The organism is Anoxybacillus sp. UARK-01 (assembly GCF_002075365.1).
GTDB classification, from domain to species: Bacteria; Bacillota; Bacilli; order Bacillales; family Anoxybacillaceae; genus Anoxybacteroides; species Anoxybacteroides rupiense.
In genome coordinates, this window is the sequence record NZ_NASY01000055.1 from 51,009 (window position 1) to 67,693 (window position 16,685).

Genomic DNA, 16,685 nt, shown 5'->3' on the forward strand with positions numbered 1-16,685 from the left:
TTTCTGTCAAGTTCCTAAAAATAGACTGCCCAATACAACGAGGCAGTCTATTTTCATACAATAAAGAAAGAAGCAAACAAGAAGATGGCCAAAAAAATTTTTTACCCTGCAGAATATATTTTATTCAGAAGCTTAATATTTGAATATTCAAAATTTCATTTTGCGCAAATTCCAATAACCGTAAATCGCCGCTTCTTCTAATTTTCACTCTGTTATCTTCTCTCTCTACAATCACACCTCGAATGTTTTCTGATTCTGTTTCAATGATACATAGCGCTTTAGGTACATAAGATGGCAAGTTCGTTAAATAATCGATTTTCTCGGCAACCGTCATCTCCGTAAATCGTTTCCGATGCTCACGTATATCCGTATCGCTCCATGTTTCTTCTTCTTGCTCTGCCTCTTCCTCTTGTTCCGTCACTTCTTCTTGCTCCGTCACCGCTTTCTCCTCTTCCGTCTCTGCTTCAGTTTGTGTAGCATCCTCAGCTTCTTCAACCACCATCTCATACTTTTCTTCCACTTCTTCTACATCTTTGACTTCATCTTTTACCTCTTCAACATGTTGCTCTGTCTCATCCTTCTTTTCTTTATATGGTGTTTCCGAAACATCCTTTTCCTTTTTTATAACAACTTTTTGCATCGGAGCATTCATTCTTTGAAAGCCCGGCTGCGCAATATACAACAATGGCTTAGGTGATGGTTTTCTTTTCATGCAATTTTCACCTCCTGTTCATGTTTATTCTATGCGTTCCCTCTCTTTTTTGATGACCAGAAAGTGAACAGGAGGGATTGTGCATGAAGTCACAAGCGTTTCGTCTTGTCTGTTGCTTAGAGGAGGAATTAGAGAGGCCTGATCAATCTATCGATAGAAGCGGAAACCGAACCATTCATCAGCTGGCAAAATACGAACGTTTTTCTGGAGGATCGAACAAACGGCATATGCAAACAGCTACGGTCGCATGAATCTCGTTCACTCGCTTTTTCGTCAGCGTGACAGAAGCCCAAACCACGCCGCTTTCATCTCCATTTCAAGGGACGGCGTTGTTCGGCCAGCGGATCATCCACGCGCTTCTTACCAATGGTAGTCTCCCACCTACACTTCAACTTAGAGGCGGGAGACTTCTCGATGAATATGTTTTAAACGACTTTATATAAGATCCATCGCCAGCACACATGATTTTTTCCTATATCTCGTTATGATTCAATGACGGTTAATTTTTCTTCCGCTTTTGTCCGCGGTCTGGCCTGTGGGATCGAAGCAGGGTAGCCAATATGTAATAGCCCAACAATTTTTTCTCCCGGCTCTACTCCTACTTTTTTGCGGAAAGATGGCGAATAAATATAGGCTCCTGTTTTCCATATAACGCCAATTCCTTTTTCCCATGCAGCCAGTTGGAAATTTTGGATTAAGGCACTTGTTGCCGCTAAATCCTCCTCCCATTGCTTTTGACGCGGATCTTCCTGCATGACGACTAATAAATGCGCTGGAATCGGTTGCAGCTTTTCTCTTAATAGATCAATATTCTTTCCATTATTGGATTCTTGAGCAATCGCATCAATCAGTTTTTCTTTTCCTTCATTCACAAACAGTATAAAACGCCATGGCTCTCTTAATCCATGATTAGGCGCCCAAACAGCTGTATTTAATAATTCACATATCACTTCTTTTGGAATGGGATCTTCTTTAAACTCCTTAATCGACCGACGCTCTTTAATGGTATGAGCTACTTTGTATTCCTGCTGCATGGTGATCATTTATGCCTCCTTATAATAATAATGATTTTCAATTACAATTATTTCAAAATTGAAGGAATTTGTAAATGTCTTTCCCTTCAGCCTTTTCTTCACCTTGCTCCTCATTAGATATGAATTCCCCCACCTGCGTCTATTATCATTGCAGCACTTCTCCCTTAGATGCCTGCTGAGGCTCTATCACCAAATTGTGCCATATAAAGACGATAATAAGCTCCTTTCCGCCGCATGAGCTCATCATGGCTTCCTTCTTCAATAATCCGCTGATCCGCTACCACGGCAATCCGATCAGCCTTTTTAATAGTCGCCAGCCGATGCGCAATCACAATGGTTGTTCTTCCCTGTGCCAAATGATCCAACGCTTCTTGCACAGCTTGTTCGGTTTCTGTATCTAAAGCGGATGTAGCCTCATCTAAAATAAGAATAGACGGATTTTTTAAAAACATCCTTGCGATCGCGATTCTTTGTTTTTGCCCGCCTGACAGCTTCACTCCTCTCTCCCCGATCAACGTATCTAATCCATCCGCTTGACTGTAGATCACATCTTCTAATTGCGCTTTTCTTGCGGCTTCCCAAATTTCTTCTTCTGTTGCATCTAATTTGCCGTAAGCAATATTATCGCGGATGGTGCCATCAAAAAGATAGACATCCTGTTGCACAATGCCGATATGTGAACGCAGAGACTTTAAAGAAATATCCTGAATATCGATTCCATCAATCATGATGCGGCCACGATCTCGCTCATAAAATCGCGGCAGGAGATGGCAAATCGTCGATTTTCCCGAACCTGAAGGCCCTACCAATGCAATGGTTTCTCCCGGACGAATATGAAGATTTAAGTGATCCAGCACACGTTTATCATGTTTATAGGAAAACGACACATTCTCATAACGAATTTCCCCATGGACATGTGACAGCTGAAGCGCATGAGGGGGGTCCGTAATTTCTGGTTTTGTCTCTAAAAACTCGATAAAACGTTTAAAGCCGGCAATGCCCTTTGGATATGTTTCAATGACCGCGTTAATTTTTTGAATGGGCCCGATCAACACGTTGGCTAATAATAAGAAAGCGATAAATTCACCATATGTCATTTGCCCATCAATCACAAACCACGCTCCTGCCAGCAGCACAAACAAGGAAAGAATTTTCGTTAAAACATAATTCATGGATGAGTTATTGGCCATAATTCGATAAGAGCGCAGTTTTGTCCAACGAAAGAGATCGTTGCTTTCTTTAAATTTCGCAATTTCATGCTCTTCATTAGTAAAGGACTGCACAACACGAATACCGCTTACATTGTTTTCAACGCGTGCATTAAAGTTTGCAATATCGCCAAATAGCTGCGAAAACGCCGCGGACATTTGCTTCCCAAAATAAATCGTCAACAGCATAATAATCGGAACGAGAATAAAAATCATCACGGCCAGCTTGGGGTTCACCGCAAGCATAATCCCAAATGTGCCAAGCAACGTCATGATGGCAATAAACAAATCCTCTGGACCATGATGAGCCATTTCTCCAATATCCATTAAATCGTTCGTCATGCGTGAGACTAAATGTCCCGTCTTTGTGTTATCAAAATAGCGAAAAGAAAGCTTTTGAACGTGCTGAAACGATTCGTTGCGCATATCTGTCTCAATATTGATCCCTAATTTATGGCCCCAATACGTAACAACGTAGTTGAGCAAAGCATTCAAAAGATAAATGAACAACAGACCTACACAAGCCCATAATATTAGGCTCCAATTCCCGCTCGGCAATAGATCGTCTACCACTTGATTCACCGCAAGCGGAAACATTAATTCAATAATGGCTGCTAATACAGCACAAGAAAAATCAAGCAAAAATAATCTTTTATATGGTTTATAATAAGCGAAAAACCTTCGAATCATCTTTACTACCCCCTTTTCATCGAAGCTCTATATACATTGTACAGACTTCAGCGCTTCCCCGCCATTCACTCTTTCTCTCTATCGCCTTCCAAACTCGAATCAATTTTCAAATGTCGATAACAACCCATTTAAAATAGGTCGCGGACACCTAATGAATGATAATGAAAATCATTTTTGATTATAATTTTACAATCAAGCTCTTGTCAATAAAAGAAAACGTCTGGATTGGTGCTGCGGTTGCCTCTTTTTTAAAGGTCCTGCTGGATCAATCATTTAAAACATACCCTTTCTATAGAGTGAACCCGCCCTCGCCGCTTGAACACACGACAAAAGCCTGTCATAAGACTTTCTCCAACAGGCGATTCCAGAAAGCATTCGTTTCATCTTATATAATAAAAATTTATTAAAATCCCTCTATCTTTTCCTTTTGTTTTTTTCTATAATTTTCAAAAGTCTATTATTTTATTCATTTGAGGTGAGGCGAATGATTCTATTCATACTAGCGAATATAGGTATCTTGCTGCTGATGCACTTATTCATTCAAGCCCTTTACTTGCAAAATGATGAAGAGAAATATTTCTCTGCTAACCAAGTCAAATGGCTGCATATTCTGATCGTGTCGTTGGCAACCATCAGCTTGTTTGATTTGCTGGCTATAAACGGCGGACAGAACTGGAATTGGCAAACGCTCCCCCTTGTCATTTTAGCTATGCTGCATGGTACAAGCTATGCTCTTCCTGCCCTTTGCTTCGTCGTTGCGTGGAGGTGGATATTAGAAGGAGAAGGTACCTTTGCAAGCATTTTATTCGAATGGATGCTGCCTACTTTTTTATCCCTTTTATATTATCACTTCAAGCTCAAAAAAGGATTTCATTACATCCAAGTTTTCTTCCTCTTTTCTTTCATTTGGCTAATTTCCCAGTTTCCGATCCTTCATTTTTCTCCTTTTAATGGAGAGGTATTTCAAAAGGAAACATTCATTCATTTTCTTTCCTTTCAACTAGGAGCACTTCTATTGCTTTTCTTCATTCATTTAGGCAAAAAGCAGCTCCAGCTTATAAGAAAGCTCCGATTTTACGCGGACCACGATCCCCTTACCCATTTATACAACATGAGAAAATTTGTAGAGGTCGTCAACAGCCAAAAACAAGGACCGTCTTATTATATCGCGATGCTTGATATCGATTTTTTTAAAAGAATCAATGACACATATGGGCACCAAAACGGGGATGAAGTATTAAAAAAACTAGCCGATATGATTAAGGAGTTTATTCCAGAGCGAATCATTGTTGGACGTTACGGGGGAGAAGAATTTATTATTTGCATTATGGTATATAATGAAAAGGAAGCGGTTACACTGCTTGAGAATCTTCGGGGTGCCATTGCCCAGCATACTTTCTATACAATAGATGGAACAGAAATGCCGCATATCACCGTCTCCATCGGTCTTGCGCGATTAAATAGGCAAACGGGGATTGAAAAAGCAATCGAACAAGCTGATCAGTATTTATATATAGCCAAGCAAATTGGCCGCAATCGAATTGTGTTTCAACAACCTATTATCCCATCGTAATGCCATTTCTCTCTCCTTTGAACGGGTCCCGCTTTCCTTTACGCTATGCGTAGAAACTGAAATGGCTCGTTCAATCAGTAGAAGGACTATGAATGAAGCTTAGATGCGGCGATCTCCTTCTTTTTTCGCGCGCTCCCGTTCGTTTAAATGCTTAATTTCTTGAATCATCACTTTTACTTGTTCCTTCGCATCAGGATACAATTGATTCCAGTGTTGTCCAAGCGCTGGCATAGATTTGGCAATATGAGAATAAAGAATCCAAACCTTGACCTTCTCTTTTAACTCATGATTGCTTTGTCCAAGCAGCAATTCTGTATACTTATCAATAAGTGCTTCAAACTGTTCGGTAAAGGATTCATTCATTTTTTATCTCCCTCCGATATCCTTTATTTGGTCATCAGCTAACATAAAGAGGCCATCTCCACTACCTCAGCCCAGCAAGCCAATAAGTGCCACTTGTTCAGCTGCTAAACCATATAGCGGCGACTACTTTAAAAAAATTAAACGACAACAGGTGCTTGATGTTCCATCCCTAACTCCATATTCTCAACAGCGATCCATCGTCCCGCTTCCTTGTTCTTTAAAAAAGAGGCCGAGAATCTTGCCGCATGTTGTATCCATTATAAACAAAATTTTACCAACATCGCAAAAAATGCGCCCGGTTTGCTCGCAACTATGTTTGCTACTATATGATGAATCAAACGTGATACGGCAATATTCCTTAAGAAGTGAGCAGGTGATAACCGATTTTAACTGTTGGTTTTTACAGATATCATTCACTCATCGTATTTACACGGCACAAGAACAACAAATGCATCCATTTATTTTCCACCATCATGAAAACTATCACTCGCAGAGGAAGCGAATAATCTCTGGAAAGCTATCGTCAGACAAGCCGTTTTATCGAAGAGCTGATTGTCCCCCTATTGTACAAATCAAGAGACATGTTATATAGTTTATGAAGAAAATCATTCGTGATTCCGAGCACAATTGGATAAGCCATGCTGCCAAAAAAGGATGATGTGAAAATGACGAATAATGACATGACATATAACATTCAGCAAGTAGCCGCCATAACAGGGCTTTCTAAGCAAGTCATCCGCAAATGGGAGGAACGGTATGGAATCGTTCAGCCGAAACGGCTTGACAACGGATACCGCATTTACTGCGATGAAGAAGTGCAACAGCTTCTATATGTGAAATCTTTAGTAGAGAAAGGCCAGTCTGTCAAACAAGCAGCGCTGCATCTAAAAGAAAAAGCGGCACTCAACCAGAAAAACTTGAACGAACAGGCGGATGACACGCATTCATGGGCTCATGAATCTGTTTGCACATTACTTCATGAGGGAGATCTTTATCATGAAGCAGCTATCTATCGCACTCTACAACGAGCATATCAGATCTATGGGTTGCAGCCCTTCCTCCATTCCATCGTCATTCCCTTTTTGCAAGAGGTAGAAAAGCGCAGGGATCAGGGGCATTGGAGAAAAGATCAAGCAATGTTAGCAAGTGTAGTGGTTCGCGATGTTCTCATCCAAATACGCCGCAACTTCCCTTGCCATGAACATGCGCCATTGCTGCTGGGTGCATGTTTTCCTCAGGAACAGCACGAAATTTGGCTGCAAATCATTTTATTAGAATCTTTGCTTTGCGGCTGGAAGACGATCATGCTTGAACGAATTTCTGCCTTTGATGTCATCGAGTCGGCCGTTCAGCAATTAACACCAAAAAAAGTGGTGCTGTCAGCTTATACAACGGCTTCCTTGGAACAAAATAGCGATCTTCTTACAAAATGTCATCATGTTGCAAAACATTATCCGCACATTTCATTTTATATTGTGTCCCCTGATACAACATCGTATATCCAAGAAGGAACAGCTCCAAATTTGCAAATGACCGATGACATTTTCAGCCTTGTAAAAGACCGCTAAAGCAAAGGAACAAAGCTCCCCCGTTTCTTTTGCTCACTAATGAATGAGCAAAAGAGCGATAGATGTTTGACATGGAAAGAAACGATCAGATGTCAACATTATGAGCCGCTTCACAGCCCGGACATGGGACTGCAAGCGGCTCTGCCTTCCCCTGCTGCGCACATGTCCCTGTCCCTCGTCTTTCCCAAAATCCATTCGTTTTCTCTTAGAGGGGGATTTATATAGTAACTATGTATTTATGAGCCGCCCTCCATTTTGTTAAGAGGTGAGAGACCTCTTCATAGGTATATGAAATCATTTTGATAGAAACTTGGTAAAAAATGAATACTAGATGGATAGAGTCAATCTGTCATCATCTTTTCATACGAAAAGGCCTCACAATGGGGGGAGCGAGCTCATCCCACCTATTTCACAGCCCATAAAAGTAAATATCTCTTAGAATGTTAAGGCTTATAGGAGCTTCTCTTATGAATGTTTCTTTGATATTCCTTCAACAAATATTTTTCTGCGATCATAGGCAAACAGAATCATTGCTGCTCCTAAGCCCGCACAAATCATATACATAAATGAGTATGAAGAGAGGTCAGCTACCGGTCCCATAATGACCCCACCTAATGAAACCCCTAAATCGGCCATAGCAATAAATAATCCCAATAATACATTGCGGTTCATCTCCGGCAGGACAAAGGTTAAGTATGTTGTTAACGTTGGATAGAGAAGGGCTTGAGCGATCCCCATCAAAATGGCACCAACATAGAAAAATATCGCTCCGCCGATTATAGAAAAGCTTACACACTGTGCGGCTACGGCTAAAATCAACATCGTTCCCATGATAAAAGAAGAATGCCATTTGCCATCTGAAGGAATCTTTTTTCTTAAAGCAAAACGAGCAAAAACAACAGTACCCGCCTGAAGCATAAGATAAATTCCCGCATTACCGCTTTTTAATTGCGCAGCATATAGTGGGATAAAAGTGGTGATAGCTCCGAATACAATAGATGCCACTAGCATCAGTACGCTACATTTAAATAAGAATGGATTTTTTACTAACTGGCTAAACGATTGAAGCATCCTTGCCCCTTGTCCAGCATGGTTGGCAGCAGGCTGAGTTTCTTTTTTATCCATCTTTGCACTATATCCAAACAGCCCTGTAAAGATGGCAATGGCGATCATCACCACTGTAAAGTAATCCATCCCTCCTTGCCAAATCCCTAATGCCAGCATGGGACCAATAATGCCTGGTATATATGAAAATAAAGAATATAATGAAATGCCCTGAGAGCGATCCTTTTCTGGCAACGCATCAATAATCCCTATCTGTAATGCCATTGAAAAAAAAGCAGTCGACACCCCTTGTAACATCCGGGCAACCAGAAAGCCTCCTAACTCAGTAAACGTATAGAGGATTAAAGCAAATCCATTGATAATAAGAATGATGCGTAACACGTTTATCGGTCCATGCTTTTGGATCATATAACCGGCCCATGGCCGAAAGAACATGGTAGTAAACAGATAGGCTCCCATGATCATGCCAATGGTTGTATTGCTTGCTCCCAACGTTTCCCCTTGTAACGGAATAATCACATTCAAAATAGAATTGGCACTAAAATAAAGAAAAACCAACATATATAAACGCAGAAAAGGCCAAGACATAGCTCCTCGCAATATTTTCTCCTCCTATATAACTACAAATATTCACGGTCCGGTCGAAAGGCACGTCCACAACTCTGGCTTTTTGTTACCACGGCACTCTCCTTTTAAGCCCATGGATGGTGGCAAGCCCCCACTAACCATTGAAAAACATGCCGAACTTAATGGCTATGGTTGCCATGCCAACCGTTATTAAAAAGTGATAATCATTTGTAATAACTTTCTAGCATATTCTGACTGAACATCCTTTAAGTGTTCAGTTTTAACGATCTCTTCGATTTGACCGTTTCTAAAAAAAATGACCCTGTCACAAATATAAGCGGCGGCCTGTATATCATGGGTTATGAAAATATAACTCATATTGTAACTTTTCTTTAACTTTTTTAATAAATCCAGCACCTGGGTTTGAACAGATACATCTAAAGAGCTGATTGCCTCATCTAATAAAATGCATTTCGGTTCTGTTGAAATAGCTCTTGCTATACACACTCTTTGGGCTTCTCCTCCAGATAATTCATGGGGATATTTTTTTCTATAAGATGGGTCTAATCCAACCTGATTTAATAGATGATCAATCTTGCTTTGAATCTCTTTTTGCCCTTTTAAAGGCTCCATAATGGCTTCTTCCACAGTAAAAAACGGATTGATTGAGGAGATATAGTCTTGAAATACAGCACTGATGTTCCCTACTCTCACTTTTCTATCCTGTATGTTTTTCCCCTCAAATAAAACAGTTCCGCGATCCGGCTTTTCAATTCCAAGAATTAAACGGCCCAATGTTGATTTTCCGCTTCCACTTTCTCCGATAATGCCGAGACATTCACCTCTTCTACATTCAAAACTGACATTTTTCAAGATTTTCTGTTTTTCCCTCGAGAATAATCCACCTTTTTTATAGCTTTTCTCCACACAATCAACTTTCAGCAACTTTAAACTCTCCCCATTATTTTTCTAAAATGGTTACTAACCTCAAGTCTTGTCGCTACTAAATATTTTGTATATTCATGTTCTGCTTTGGAAAAAACGGTTGGGATATCTCCTCTTTCAACAATTTTCCCATCCTTCATGACTAAAACGTCATCCGCAATTTTTTTCACAACACCTAAATCATGGGAAACAAAGATCATCGAGCATCCCATTCTTTCACGTAATTGAATGAATTGTTCAATGACCTCAAATTGCGAGATGGTATCCAGCGCTGTTGTCGGTTCATCAGCGATCATAATGTCGGGCTCTAATACTAGGGCCAATGCAATCATGATTCGCTGCAGCATTCCGCCTGATAATTGGTGTGGATACTTATTCATCGTCTCTATCGGGTTTTTTAGCATGACACTTTCCATGGCCTTTTTCATTTTTGTTTCTATTTCTTGATTGCTCCATCCGAAATGTTCAGCAAGTGTTTCTCTTAAATGAACGCCGATTACACAAGAGGGATCGAATGCACTCATCCCATTTTGCAGAATCATGCAAAGGTTTTTTCCTCTTTTCTTTCTCATTTCTTTTTCAGAAAGATGGTTTACATTTTCCCCCTTAAAGAAAATGTCCCCTGATTGGTGAATCCAAGGTTTATTTAGTCTCATAATCGACCTGCAAGTCACGGACTTTCCGCTTCCGCTTTCCCCAACAATGGCAAGACAGTTTCCCTGCTTTAAATAGAATGAACTGTTATAAACAATGATTTGGCCCGTGTTCATATCCGTCACTTGCAAATTTTCAACTTCTAGTATATTCATAAATTTTTCCACCCCTTGTTTCTGTTTCCACCTCTTGTTTCTGAAATTTATTAGTAGAACGTATTAATTTCGGGTCTAAAGCAACTTGAAGCGCATCAGATAAGAAATTAAATGCTGATACGACAATAATAATCGCTAATCCGGGCGCTAGCATTAGCTCTGGTCTTGAAAACATCACTTGCCTTGCCTCATTGAGCATCATTCCCCATTCAGCATTTGGGGCTTGAATTCCCAGACCTAGGAATGAAAATCCCGATATTTGCAAAATCATGGAACCCATCGAACCGCTTGAAACAACGGCAATATCAGAAAGTGTAACAGGGACAATATGCTTCCAGATAATTTGTATGTCACTCATACCAGTTGCTTTAGAAAATTTGACATAGTCTAATTCCGCATACTGCATAACAGCCGTTCTGATTACTCGAGCAAACCATGCCCATTTCATCAAAATAAACGCAATCAATATATTCTTAAGCCCGATCCCCAAAATACCGACAACCGCCAATGTCATAACGTACCCTGGGAAAGAAAGCATAATATCACAAATTCTCATCATAAAGAAATCGACTTTTCCTCTAAAGTAACCCGCTATAAAACCGGCAATAGCTCCAATTAAAACAGATATGAATAATGCTCCTAAAACCCATAAAACGCTGGGACGAATGCCATAAATTAATCTGGATAAAATGCATCTCCCCAAGTGATCGTTGCCTAATAGGTATTCCCAAGAGGGTGCCGCAAACCGAAGTCTCATATTTACTTCATTAGGATCATGCGGCGCAATGTAAGGAGCCAATATACCAGCAACAATCGTCACGACAATGAGGATAAAAGATGCAGCGGCCAATCGATCTTTACTTAAGTTTCTTAATATTTTCATTTATAATCCCTTCCTTAATTTAGGGTTCATCGCCGCATTGATAATGTCAGAAAGCGTGTTAAATAACACAAAAGCGGCCGCCAGTATAAGAACATAAGCTTGGATAATCGGAAAGTCTCGGCTTAGAATGGATCTAACACTTAAACTTCCTAATCCTGGCCATGCAAAAACATTCTCGATCACTACCGTACTCCCCAATATAATAGGAATAGCCATACAAAATATTGAAACAGCAACTTGTAACGAATTTCTTAAGATATGCATGGTAATTTTCCTCTCAGGTACACCGCATGCCCTTGCATATAGGACATAGTCTTCGTTTAAGTGGTTTAACACCGAACTTCTCACCACCCGAAAATAAATGCCAGCGTAATTAATCGCAATGACAGCAACCGGAAGAATATAACTTTTATATGAATCCATTCCGTTTGTCGGTAACAAGTCCAACTTAACAGCAAAGTACCAAATCATCAGCGACGCAAGCCAATATGGCGGCATGGTTGCTAGGAAAAAGGAAAATCCTCTTACCGATTGATCAATGATGGTTCCTTCTCTCAACGCGCAAACGACACCTAATAAGATGGATAAAATAATAATCACAACAGACGAAACGACCGTTAGCTTTAATGTGTTAAGAAAAGCTGGACCTATTAATGACCAAACTGGTTGTCCTGTCACGTATGAATTCCCAAAATCCAACTGCAAGCATGCCACAAGCCAATCGAAATATCTTACGATAAATGGTTTATCGAGTCCCAGTTCTGCTTTCGTTTGAGTCATTAATTCATCGGTTATTTTAGGGACGCCTTGCGCATGCAACACCACTTCGGCCGGATCTTGAGGAGAAAGATTCATGAAAACAAACGTCAAAAACGAAATGATCAAAAGCAAGGGAATAGATACCAGTATCCTCTTCATCATGTAACTTCCCATAGAAACCTCCTTCTATGTGACAAAATCGTTCGAAAGCACACTCGCAATCATTACCATGATCTAGAAAGACAGCGCTAAAAAATTTATAGTCGGAAGGCAAGTCCGCCGCCTTGCCTTCCACAGTGGAAAACGCCCAAGCTTCACGCCATGTGAAATTTGCTCTTTAAGAAACCATCATTTTCCCCTGTTTTGCTAGTTCATAAGAGTAATCAATCAGTATTCACCTTTTTATCGCAATGGCTATTCAACATCCATTTGTTCAAATGGCAACTCGAATTGTGTTTGTTTAAATGAGATGCCTTTTACATTTTTTGGCGCAACTATAGTGATTCGGCCGTTTGTAATTGGAATAAAGACGGCCTCGTCATGAACAATGGTTAAGATATCCGCATACAACGATTTTCTCGTTTCCTCATCAGTGGACCCTGTCACTTCTTTAATTTTTTTGTAGAGTTCATCTGCTTCTGCGATGCCGCTCGTCGTATGCAAATAAGCAGACTCCGAAGTAAAGCCGGCAATTGTGCTTTGAGGATCATATGCTAATCCCCATGTTTGGTTGAATAATAAATCATAGTCACCTGTTGTTCTTCTATTAGCGATTGAAGTGGATTCTTCACCAATGATCTCCAGCTCGACTCCTATCTCTTTTAAGGAACTTTGAATCAATTCAGCTTCAGCTTTTTGGGAAGGAGAGTTGCTATCATAATATAATTTCACGGCCAATTTTTTGCCATCTTTCGTCCTCACTTCAGCTCCCTCCTCTAATGTCCAGCCTGCTTTTTCTAAAATTTCTTTTGCTTTTTCTAAATCATAGCCCCGCTTCTTCAAGTCAACATCTGCATACGGAACATTAGATGAAAAAAGGGTATTAGCTACTGTTTCAGTGCCATTTAAAATATCTTTGCTAATGGTTTTTCTATCGATTGCGTACCAAATAGCTTCACGAACAGCGGTTTCACTGACTGGGCTATCCACTTTGCTGCTATTGGCTACGATCATCTTCGTATTCATCGGTTCACTTTTAACAAGTTGATAATTGCCTGAATCCACTAATTGATTCATTGCTTCAACATCAATGCTGTCTACACCTCGATCATCTGTGAAAACAAAGTTGACTTCTCCTTTTTGTAAGGCTAAAAATGTTGTTTCACCTGCAGGAAGAACTTTAAAAGTAATTTTCTTCATTTTAGGTGAGCCGCCCCAATAGTTTGGATTGGCTTCAAACGTTGCATATTGATCAACTTTATGTTCAATGAGAACATATGGTCCTGTACCATGATAGCCTTTTACGCCATCTTTTGTGCCCCCGTTAGTAAAATCTTTAGGTGACATAAATACATAAGGTCTAGTCAAAGATAGTTCAAGCAACGTTGGATAATAGGGTTCCGATAGCACTAACTCAACGGTATATTCGTCTATTACATTGCAACTGACTATTTTGGTTGATAGTTTGATCCAAGCATGTTTTTCTGCATTGTTTTGCACAGCATCAATATTTTTCTTCACTGCCTCTGCGTTAAATGGTTCGCCATCATGGAATTTCACGCCCTTTCTTAAATGAAATGTGTATACTTTTCCATCCTTCGAAATTTCCCATGATTCAGCGAGCAAAGGCTTGATTCCGTCTTTGGTATTTTCCACTAATGATTCATATACCATCCCTTGAGCTGGCATTGAGCCTGCATACAAATGCGGATTCATATCATTAATGTCTTTCGTTGTTGCAATCACTAGTTCTCTATTATTAGAAGCACCTCTTTTCTTGTTCTTGCTATCAGAGTTCGTCGAATGGGCAGAGCAAGCAACTAGCATAGATAAGACTAAAAACATAAGAGCCATTATCTTCAATTTTTTTACTATCATGTATTTCTTCTCCCCTTAAGTCTTATTTATATACCATTTATCCGGCTGGAACATTGTCGTAGCGCAGGTCTGAACAACGCCGCTGATCCATTTATGGTTCTGTCAAACGGCGCTGTTCAACACCCGATCATCGTTCCAGCTCCATATCAATGCAAAAATGAACATGTCAAGCGACAGCTACAAAATTGAACACAACTGACTTTCTCATGTAAAATATGATCTATTTTCCAATCATTATCATCGAATTAAATCGAATTGATTACGATTTATATAACATACTACTTTATATCATCTAAGGCATTCGGTATCTTTCAACTCTTCGCTGTTATGCTTTTTCCGATTTCACCGCATATCATTTGCAAATCTTCCGCAAAATGTTGAACGGTAAATGCATGAGACAATAATTCTTCTCTATGAGATTGAGCAAATGTTTCGATTTTCCTTTCATATCTTTCAATAAATGTATCGATTGTTGGACAATCCACGTTTAAATATTTGGCGATCCCTTGTATGATTTTTATGCGATAATAGTCTTCCTTAGGCATTCTTGGGATCTCCCAATACCCTTCCTTGTTGACAAATACCTTCCTAAATGGAACAGCAGAAAAATCAAAATATTTTCCTTCTTTATCTGGTTCTGAAAAAGGATCGATCAATAGGGAAGTATACCGGATATACAATAAATACTCTTGATGAATAGGCTCCAAATGATTGAAATTTTCAATATCCTCGCGTGATAAGCTTTCCGGTCTTACCGGATAATTATCATCGATCATAAATTTAAGCAAATTGATACCTTGTATATTCATTTTCCCGATCATATTCATAATTTCTTTCCAATGAGCCAGCATTTCACGAATTAAATATTGCTTAATAGGCCCCTCAGGATAAATTTTGTATACATATTTCTTCGTATCTAACTCCCCAAATATCGCTTGTAATGAAAAATCGTTCATAAATAACGGCGGATGGACATATAAAGAAATATTTCTTGTTTCCGCCTCAATCGGGGACTGCATCCTTTCTAAGGCAATGCCTAACTTTTCATATAGCTGACACAGTCTGTCGATATTCTCAGACGGATCATGTGTCGATCCTATATAAATTTTTTTCTTCACACCTGTTGTTAAAACATGATTAGGCGGCTGGTTATGTATCCATCGCGTATCGCCGTAATAGGTGGAGAAACTAATAATTTCTACATCTGAATTTATACGTTTCATATAGTTTCTGATTAAGCTATTTGAACCGAAAGTTGGAGAAATTAAAACAATACATTTAACTTGTTTTAATAGCTCATCATTCATTTGCTTTAATACGTCCATATAAGCATCTGTTGTTACGGAAAAAATAATGGTATCCCAGTCCCCTTTAATTGTTCCATATCCTTTAAACACTTGATCAATAAAGCATTCCCCTGCCATAGCTTGATGCTTTTCATTTTGAACGCTCACACGAATAAGATGGCCACTTTGCTTAAGAGCCGCAAAGACTTTTTCCGAACGAACAGATTCTCTCCCGGAAATCCCCACATAGCAATTCAACTGTTTTTTTAAAGTGACAGCCAGCTGAATGGATGTTGGTCCGGTTCCTAACAACAAGACTCGTTTAAAGCCGCTCATAAAAACCTCCCTTTCTATCAAGCGAATAAGCTATACTTTTTTGTACAGCGCTATATCAAACACGTGCTCTGGGCGTATGATATGCTCAACTAACTTCCATTTTTCCTCATCTACTTCTCGTAATGGATAATTAAATAAAGACTTTAATTGATTACCATACCTCATAGCCACCACTACATGGTCATTGGTTAATTCATATAATTGGTCCAATATGTCGTATTTACTTTCGACAGTTGAACTGAAGATGACATGGGTAACGTCTTTCGTAAAATCAAGATCTTCCACTGATAATTTTTCTAATCTTATATTTAATCCGCTCCCTAGTCTTTCCACGACATTTCGGCCAAGTTGAATAGCCTCATCATCGATATCTATGCCAACAACCTCCGCCCCAGTTCGTTTAGCAATTAATAAGGGGGTCATCGGGAATGAACCCGAGCCTACTAATAATACTTTTGATTCAGAAGTGATTCGGAAACTGCCAAACTCTTCTTCAATGCATGATTCGATATTTTTAAAATAATCGGCTATTTCAACATGTCCATCTCGCAATTTTAAGGCACGATATTTTTCCATAATCGCCACGCAAAGGGCTGATTTTTTCCTCAAATTCGCCACAAGCTGACTCCATTCGCTGGATTCGTGAAGTTCTAGTTGCTCCCAAGCCTCTTGATTTTTCTCATTTGTTATAAATTTGGAGTAGTCATCTATTAAAAGCTCTAATTCTGAACAATGATTGATTGTATGATCATACTTTTTGGCCAACTCATCAAACTTCTCTAAAAAGTAGCTTAAAGATTCTTGAAAAGTTTTTAAGACAATCATTCATTTCACCCCCATACAATGCGGT

15 protein-coding genes are annotated in these 16,685 nt (G+C 39.5%); 3 read left to right on the top strand and 12 right to left on the bottom strand.

The genetic code is table 11. The features are described 5' to 3' along the window. Positions 1-124: 124 nt before the first annotated feature. Positions 125-712 (bottom strand): CotO family spore coat protein, encoded by a 588-nt coding sequence (locus B6A27_RS17225; RefSeq protein ID WP_066148780.1) that lies wholly within the window; start codon positions 710-712, stop codon positions 125-127. Positions 713-795: 83 nt separating this feature from the next. On the opposite strand from B6A27_RS17225, the gene B6A27_RS18750 reads away from it, so the two are divergent. Next, a complete protein-coding gene (locus B6A27_RS18750; RefSeq protein WP_156450527.1) occupies positions 796-963 on the top strand; it encodes a hypothetical protein in 168 nt (55 codons plus the stop codon). A gap of 231 nt (positions 964-1,194) precedes the next feature. Here the strand turns inward: B6A27_RS18750 and B6A27_RS17230 are convergent, their stop codons facing one another. Beyond that, the gene (locus B6A27_RS17230; RefSeq protein ID WP_044742784.1) at positions 1,195-1,755 is read right to left on the bottom strand and encodes a nitroreductase family protein; all 561 of its coding nucleotides are present in this window, start codon (positions 1,753-1,755) and stop codon (positions 1,195-1,197) included. 155 nt (positions 1,756-1,910) lie between these two features. After that, entirely contained in the window at positions 1,911-3,644 is a 1,734-nt protein-coding gene (locus tag B6A27_RS17235) for an ABC transporter ATP-binding protein (protein WP_080862769.1), read from the bottom strand. Between the two features lie 484 nt (positions 3,645-4,128). Between B6A27_RS17235 and B6A27_RS17240 the strand changes: the two genes are divergently transcribed. Next, positions 4,129-5,217, top strand: coding sequence for a GGDEF domain-containing protein (locus tag B6A27_RS17240; protein WP_080862770.1), 1,089 nt, complete (start codon positions 4,129-4,131; stop codon positions 5,215-5,217). 99 nt (positions 5,218-5,316) lie between these two features. Here B6A27_RS17240 and B6A27_RS17245 read toward each other — a convergent pair whose 3' ends face one another. Then, positions 5,317-5,580 carry a DUF2573 family protein gene (locus B6A27_RS17245; protein WP_080862771.1) on the bottom strand — a complete coding sequence of 88 codons (264 nt, stop codon included), beginning with the start codon at positions 5,578-5,580 and terminating at the stop codon, positions 5,317-5,319. Between the two features lie 665 nt (positions 5,581-6,245). On the opposite strand from B6A27_RS17245, the gene B6A27_RS17250 reads away from it, so the two are divergent. Next, entirely contained in the window at positions 6,246-7,148 is a 903-nt protein-coding gene (locus B6A27_RS17250) for a MerR family transcriptional regulator (protein ID WP_159720351.1), read from the top strand. Between the two features lie 465 nt (positions 7,149-7,613). Here B6A27_RS17250 and cntE read toward each other — a convergent pair whose 3' ends face one another. The 8 genes from cntE to B6A27_RS17290 form a co-directional block, all read right to left on the bottom strand. Then, positions 7,614-8,813, bottom strand: a complete 1,200-nt coding sequence (cntE, locus tag B6A27_RS17255; protein ID WP_080862773.1) for a staphylopine family metallophore export MFS transporter CntE — start codon at positions 8,811-8,813, stop codon at positions 7,614-7,616. A 177-nt stretch (positions 8,814-8,990) separates the two neighbouring features. Further along, positions 8,991-9,725 (bottom strand): ABC transporter ATP-binding protein, encoded by a 735-nt coding sequence (locus tag B6A27_RS17260; protein ID WP_080862774.1) that lies wholly within the window; start codon positions 9,723-9,725, stop codon positions 8,991-8,993. Positions 9,726-9,727: 2 nt separating this feature from the next. Next, positions 9,728-10,534, bottom strand: a complete 807-nt coding sequence (gene cntD / locus B6A27_RS17265) for a staphylopine uptake ABC transporter ATP-binding protein CntD (protein WP_080862775.1) — start codon at positions 10,532-10,534, stop codon at positions 9,728-9,730. Further along, positions 10,515-11,417 carry a staphylopine uptake ABC transporter permease subunit CntC gene (cntC, locus tag B6A27_RS17270; protein ID WP_066148764.1) on the bottom strand — a complete coding sequence of 301 codons (903 nt, stop codon included), beginning with the start codon at positions 11,415-11,417 and terminating at the stop codon, positions 10,515-10,517. Before cntC ends, cntD begins: the two co-directional genes overlap by 20 nt. Next, on the bottom strand, positions 11,418-12,350 hold the full coding sequence (opp1B, locus tag B6A27_RS17275) for a nickel/cobalt ABC transporter permease (protein WP_066148762.1): 933 nt from the start codon (positions 12,348-12,350) through the stop codon (positions 11,418-11,420). It lies immediately after the preceding gene. 240 nt (positions 12,351-12,590) lie between these two features. Beyond that, on the bottom strand, positions 12,591-14,213 hold the full coding sequence (gene cntA / locus B6A27_RS17280; protein ID WP_080862776.1) for a staphylopine-dependent metal ABC transporter substrate-binding lipoprotein: 1,623 nt from the start codon (positions 14,211-14,213) through the stop codon (positions 12,591-12,593). Positions 14,214-14,524: 311 nt separating this feature from the next. Next, positions 14,525-15,835, bottom strand: a complete 1,311-nt coding sequence (locus tag B6A27_RS17285; RefSeq protein WP_080862777.1) for an opine metallophore biosynthesis dehydrogenase — start codon at positions 15,833-15,835, stop codon at positions 14,525-14,527. Positions 15,836-15,865: 30 nt separating this feature from the next. Next, entirely contained in the window at positions 15,866-16,660 is a 795-nt protein-coding gene (locus B6A27_RS17290; protein WP_066148758.1) for a nicotianamine synthase family protein, read from the bottom strand. Between the last annotated feature and the right edge of the window lie 25 nt (positions 16,661-16,685).

Bases quoted from the DNA above. Each gene is read 5' to 3' on its own strand.
- cntC (WP_066148764.1), bottom strand. From the start codon at position 11,417: ATGAAAATATTAAGAAACTTAAGTAAAGATCGATTGGCCGCTGCATCT.
- B6A27_RS17290 (WP_066148758.1), bottom strand. From the start codon at position 16,660: ATGATTGTCTTAAAAACTTTTCAAGAATCTTTAAGCTACTTTTTAGAG.
- B6A27_RS17225 (WP_066148780.1), bottom strand. From the start codon at position 712: ATGAAAAGAAAACCATCACCTAAGCCATTGTTGTATATTGCGCAGCCG.
- B6A27_RS18750 (WP_156450527.1), top strand. From the start codon at position 796: ATGAAGTCACAAGCGTTTCGTCTTGTCTGTTGCTTAGAGGAGGAATTA.
- B6A27_RS17245 (WP_080862771.1), bottom strand. From the start codon at position 5,580: ATGAATGAATCCTTTACCGAACAGTTTGAAGCACTTATTGATAAGTAT.
- cntA (WP_080862776.1), bottom strand. From the start codon at position 14,213: ATGATAGTAAAAAAATTGAAGATAATGGCTCTTATGTTTTTAGTCTTA.
- opp1B (WP_066148762.1), bottom strand. From the start codon at position 12,350: ATGGGAAGTTACATGATGAAGAGGATACTGGTATCTATTCCCTTGCTT.
- B6A27_RS17235 (WP_080862769.1), bottom strand. From the start codon at position 3,644: ATGATTCGAAGGTTTTTCGCTTATTATAAACCATATAAAAGATTATTT.
- B6A27_RS17240 (WP_080862770.1), top strand. From the start codon at position 4,129: ATGATTCTATTCATACTAGCGAATATAGGTATCTTGCTGCTGATGCAC.
- B6A27_RS17250 (WP_159720351.1), top strand. From the start codon at position 6,246: ATGACGAATAATGACATGACATATAACATTCAGCAAGTAGCCGCCATA.
- cntD (WP_080862775.1), bottom strand. From the start codon at position 10,534: ATGAATATACTAGAAGTTGAAAATTTGCAAGTGACGGATATGAACACG.
- B6A27_RS17285 (WP_080862777.1), bottom strand. From the start codon at position 15,835: ATGAGCGGCTTTAAACGAGTCTTGTTGTTAGGAACCGGACCAACATCC.
- B6A27_RS17230 (WP_044742784.1), bottom strand. From the start codon at position 1,755: ATGATCACCATGCAGCAGGAATACAAAGTAGCTCATACCATTAAAGAG.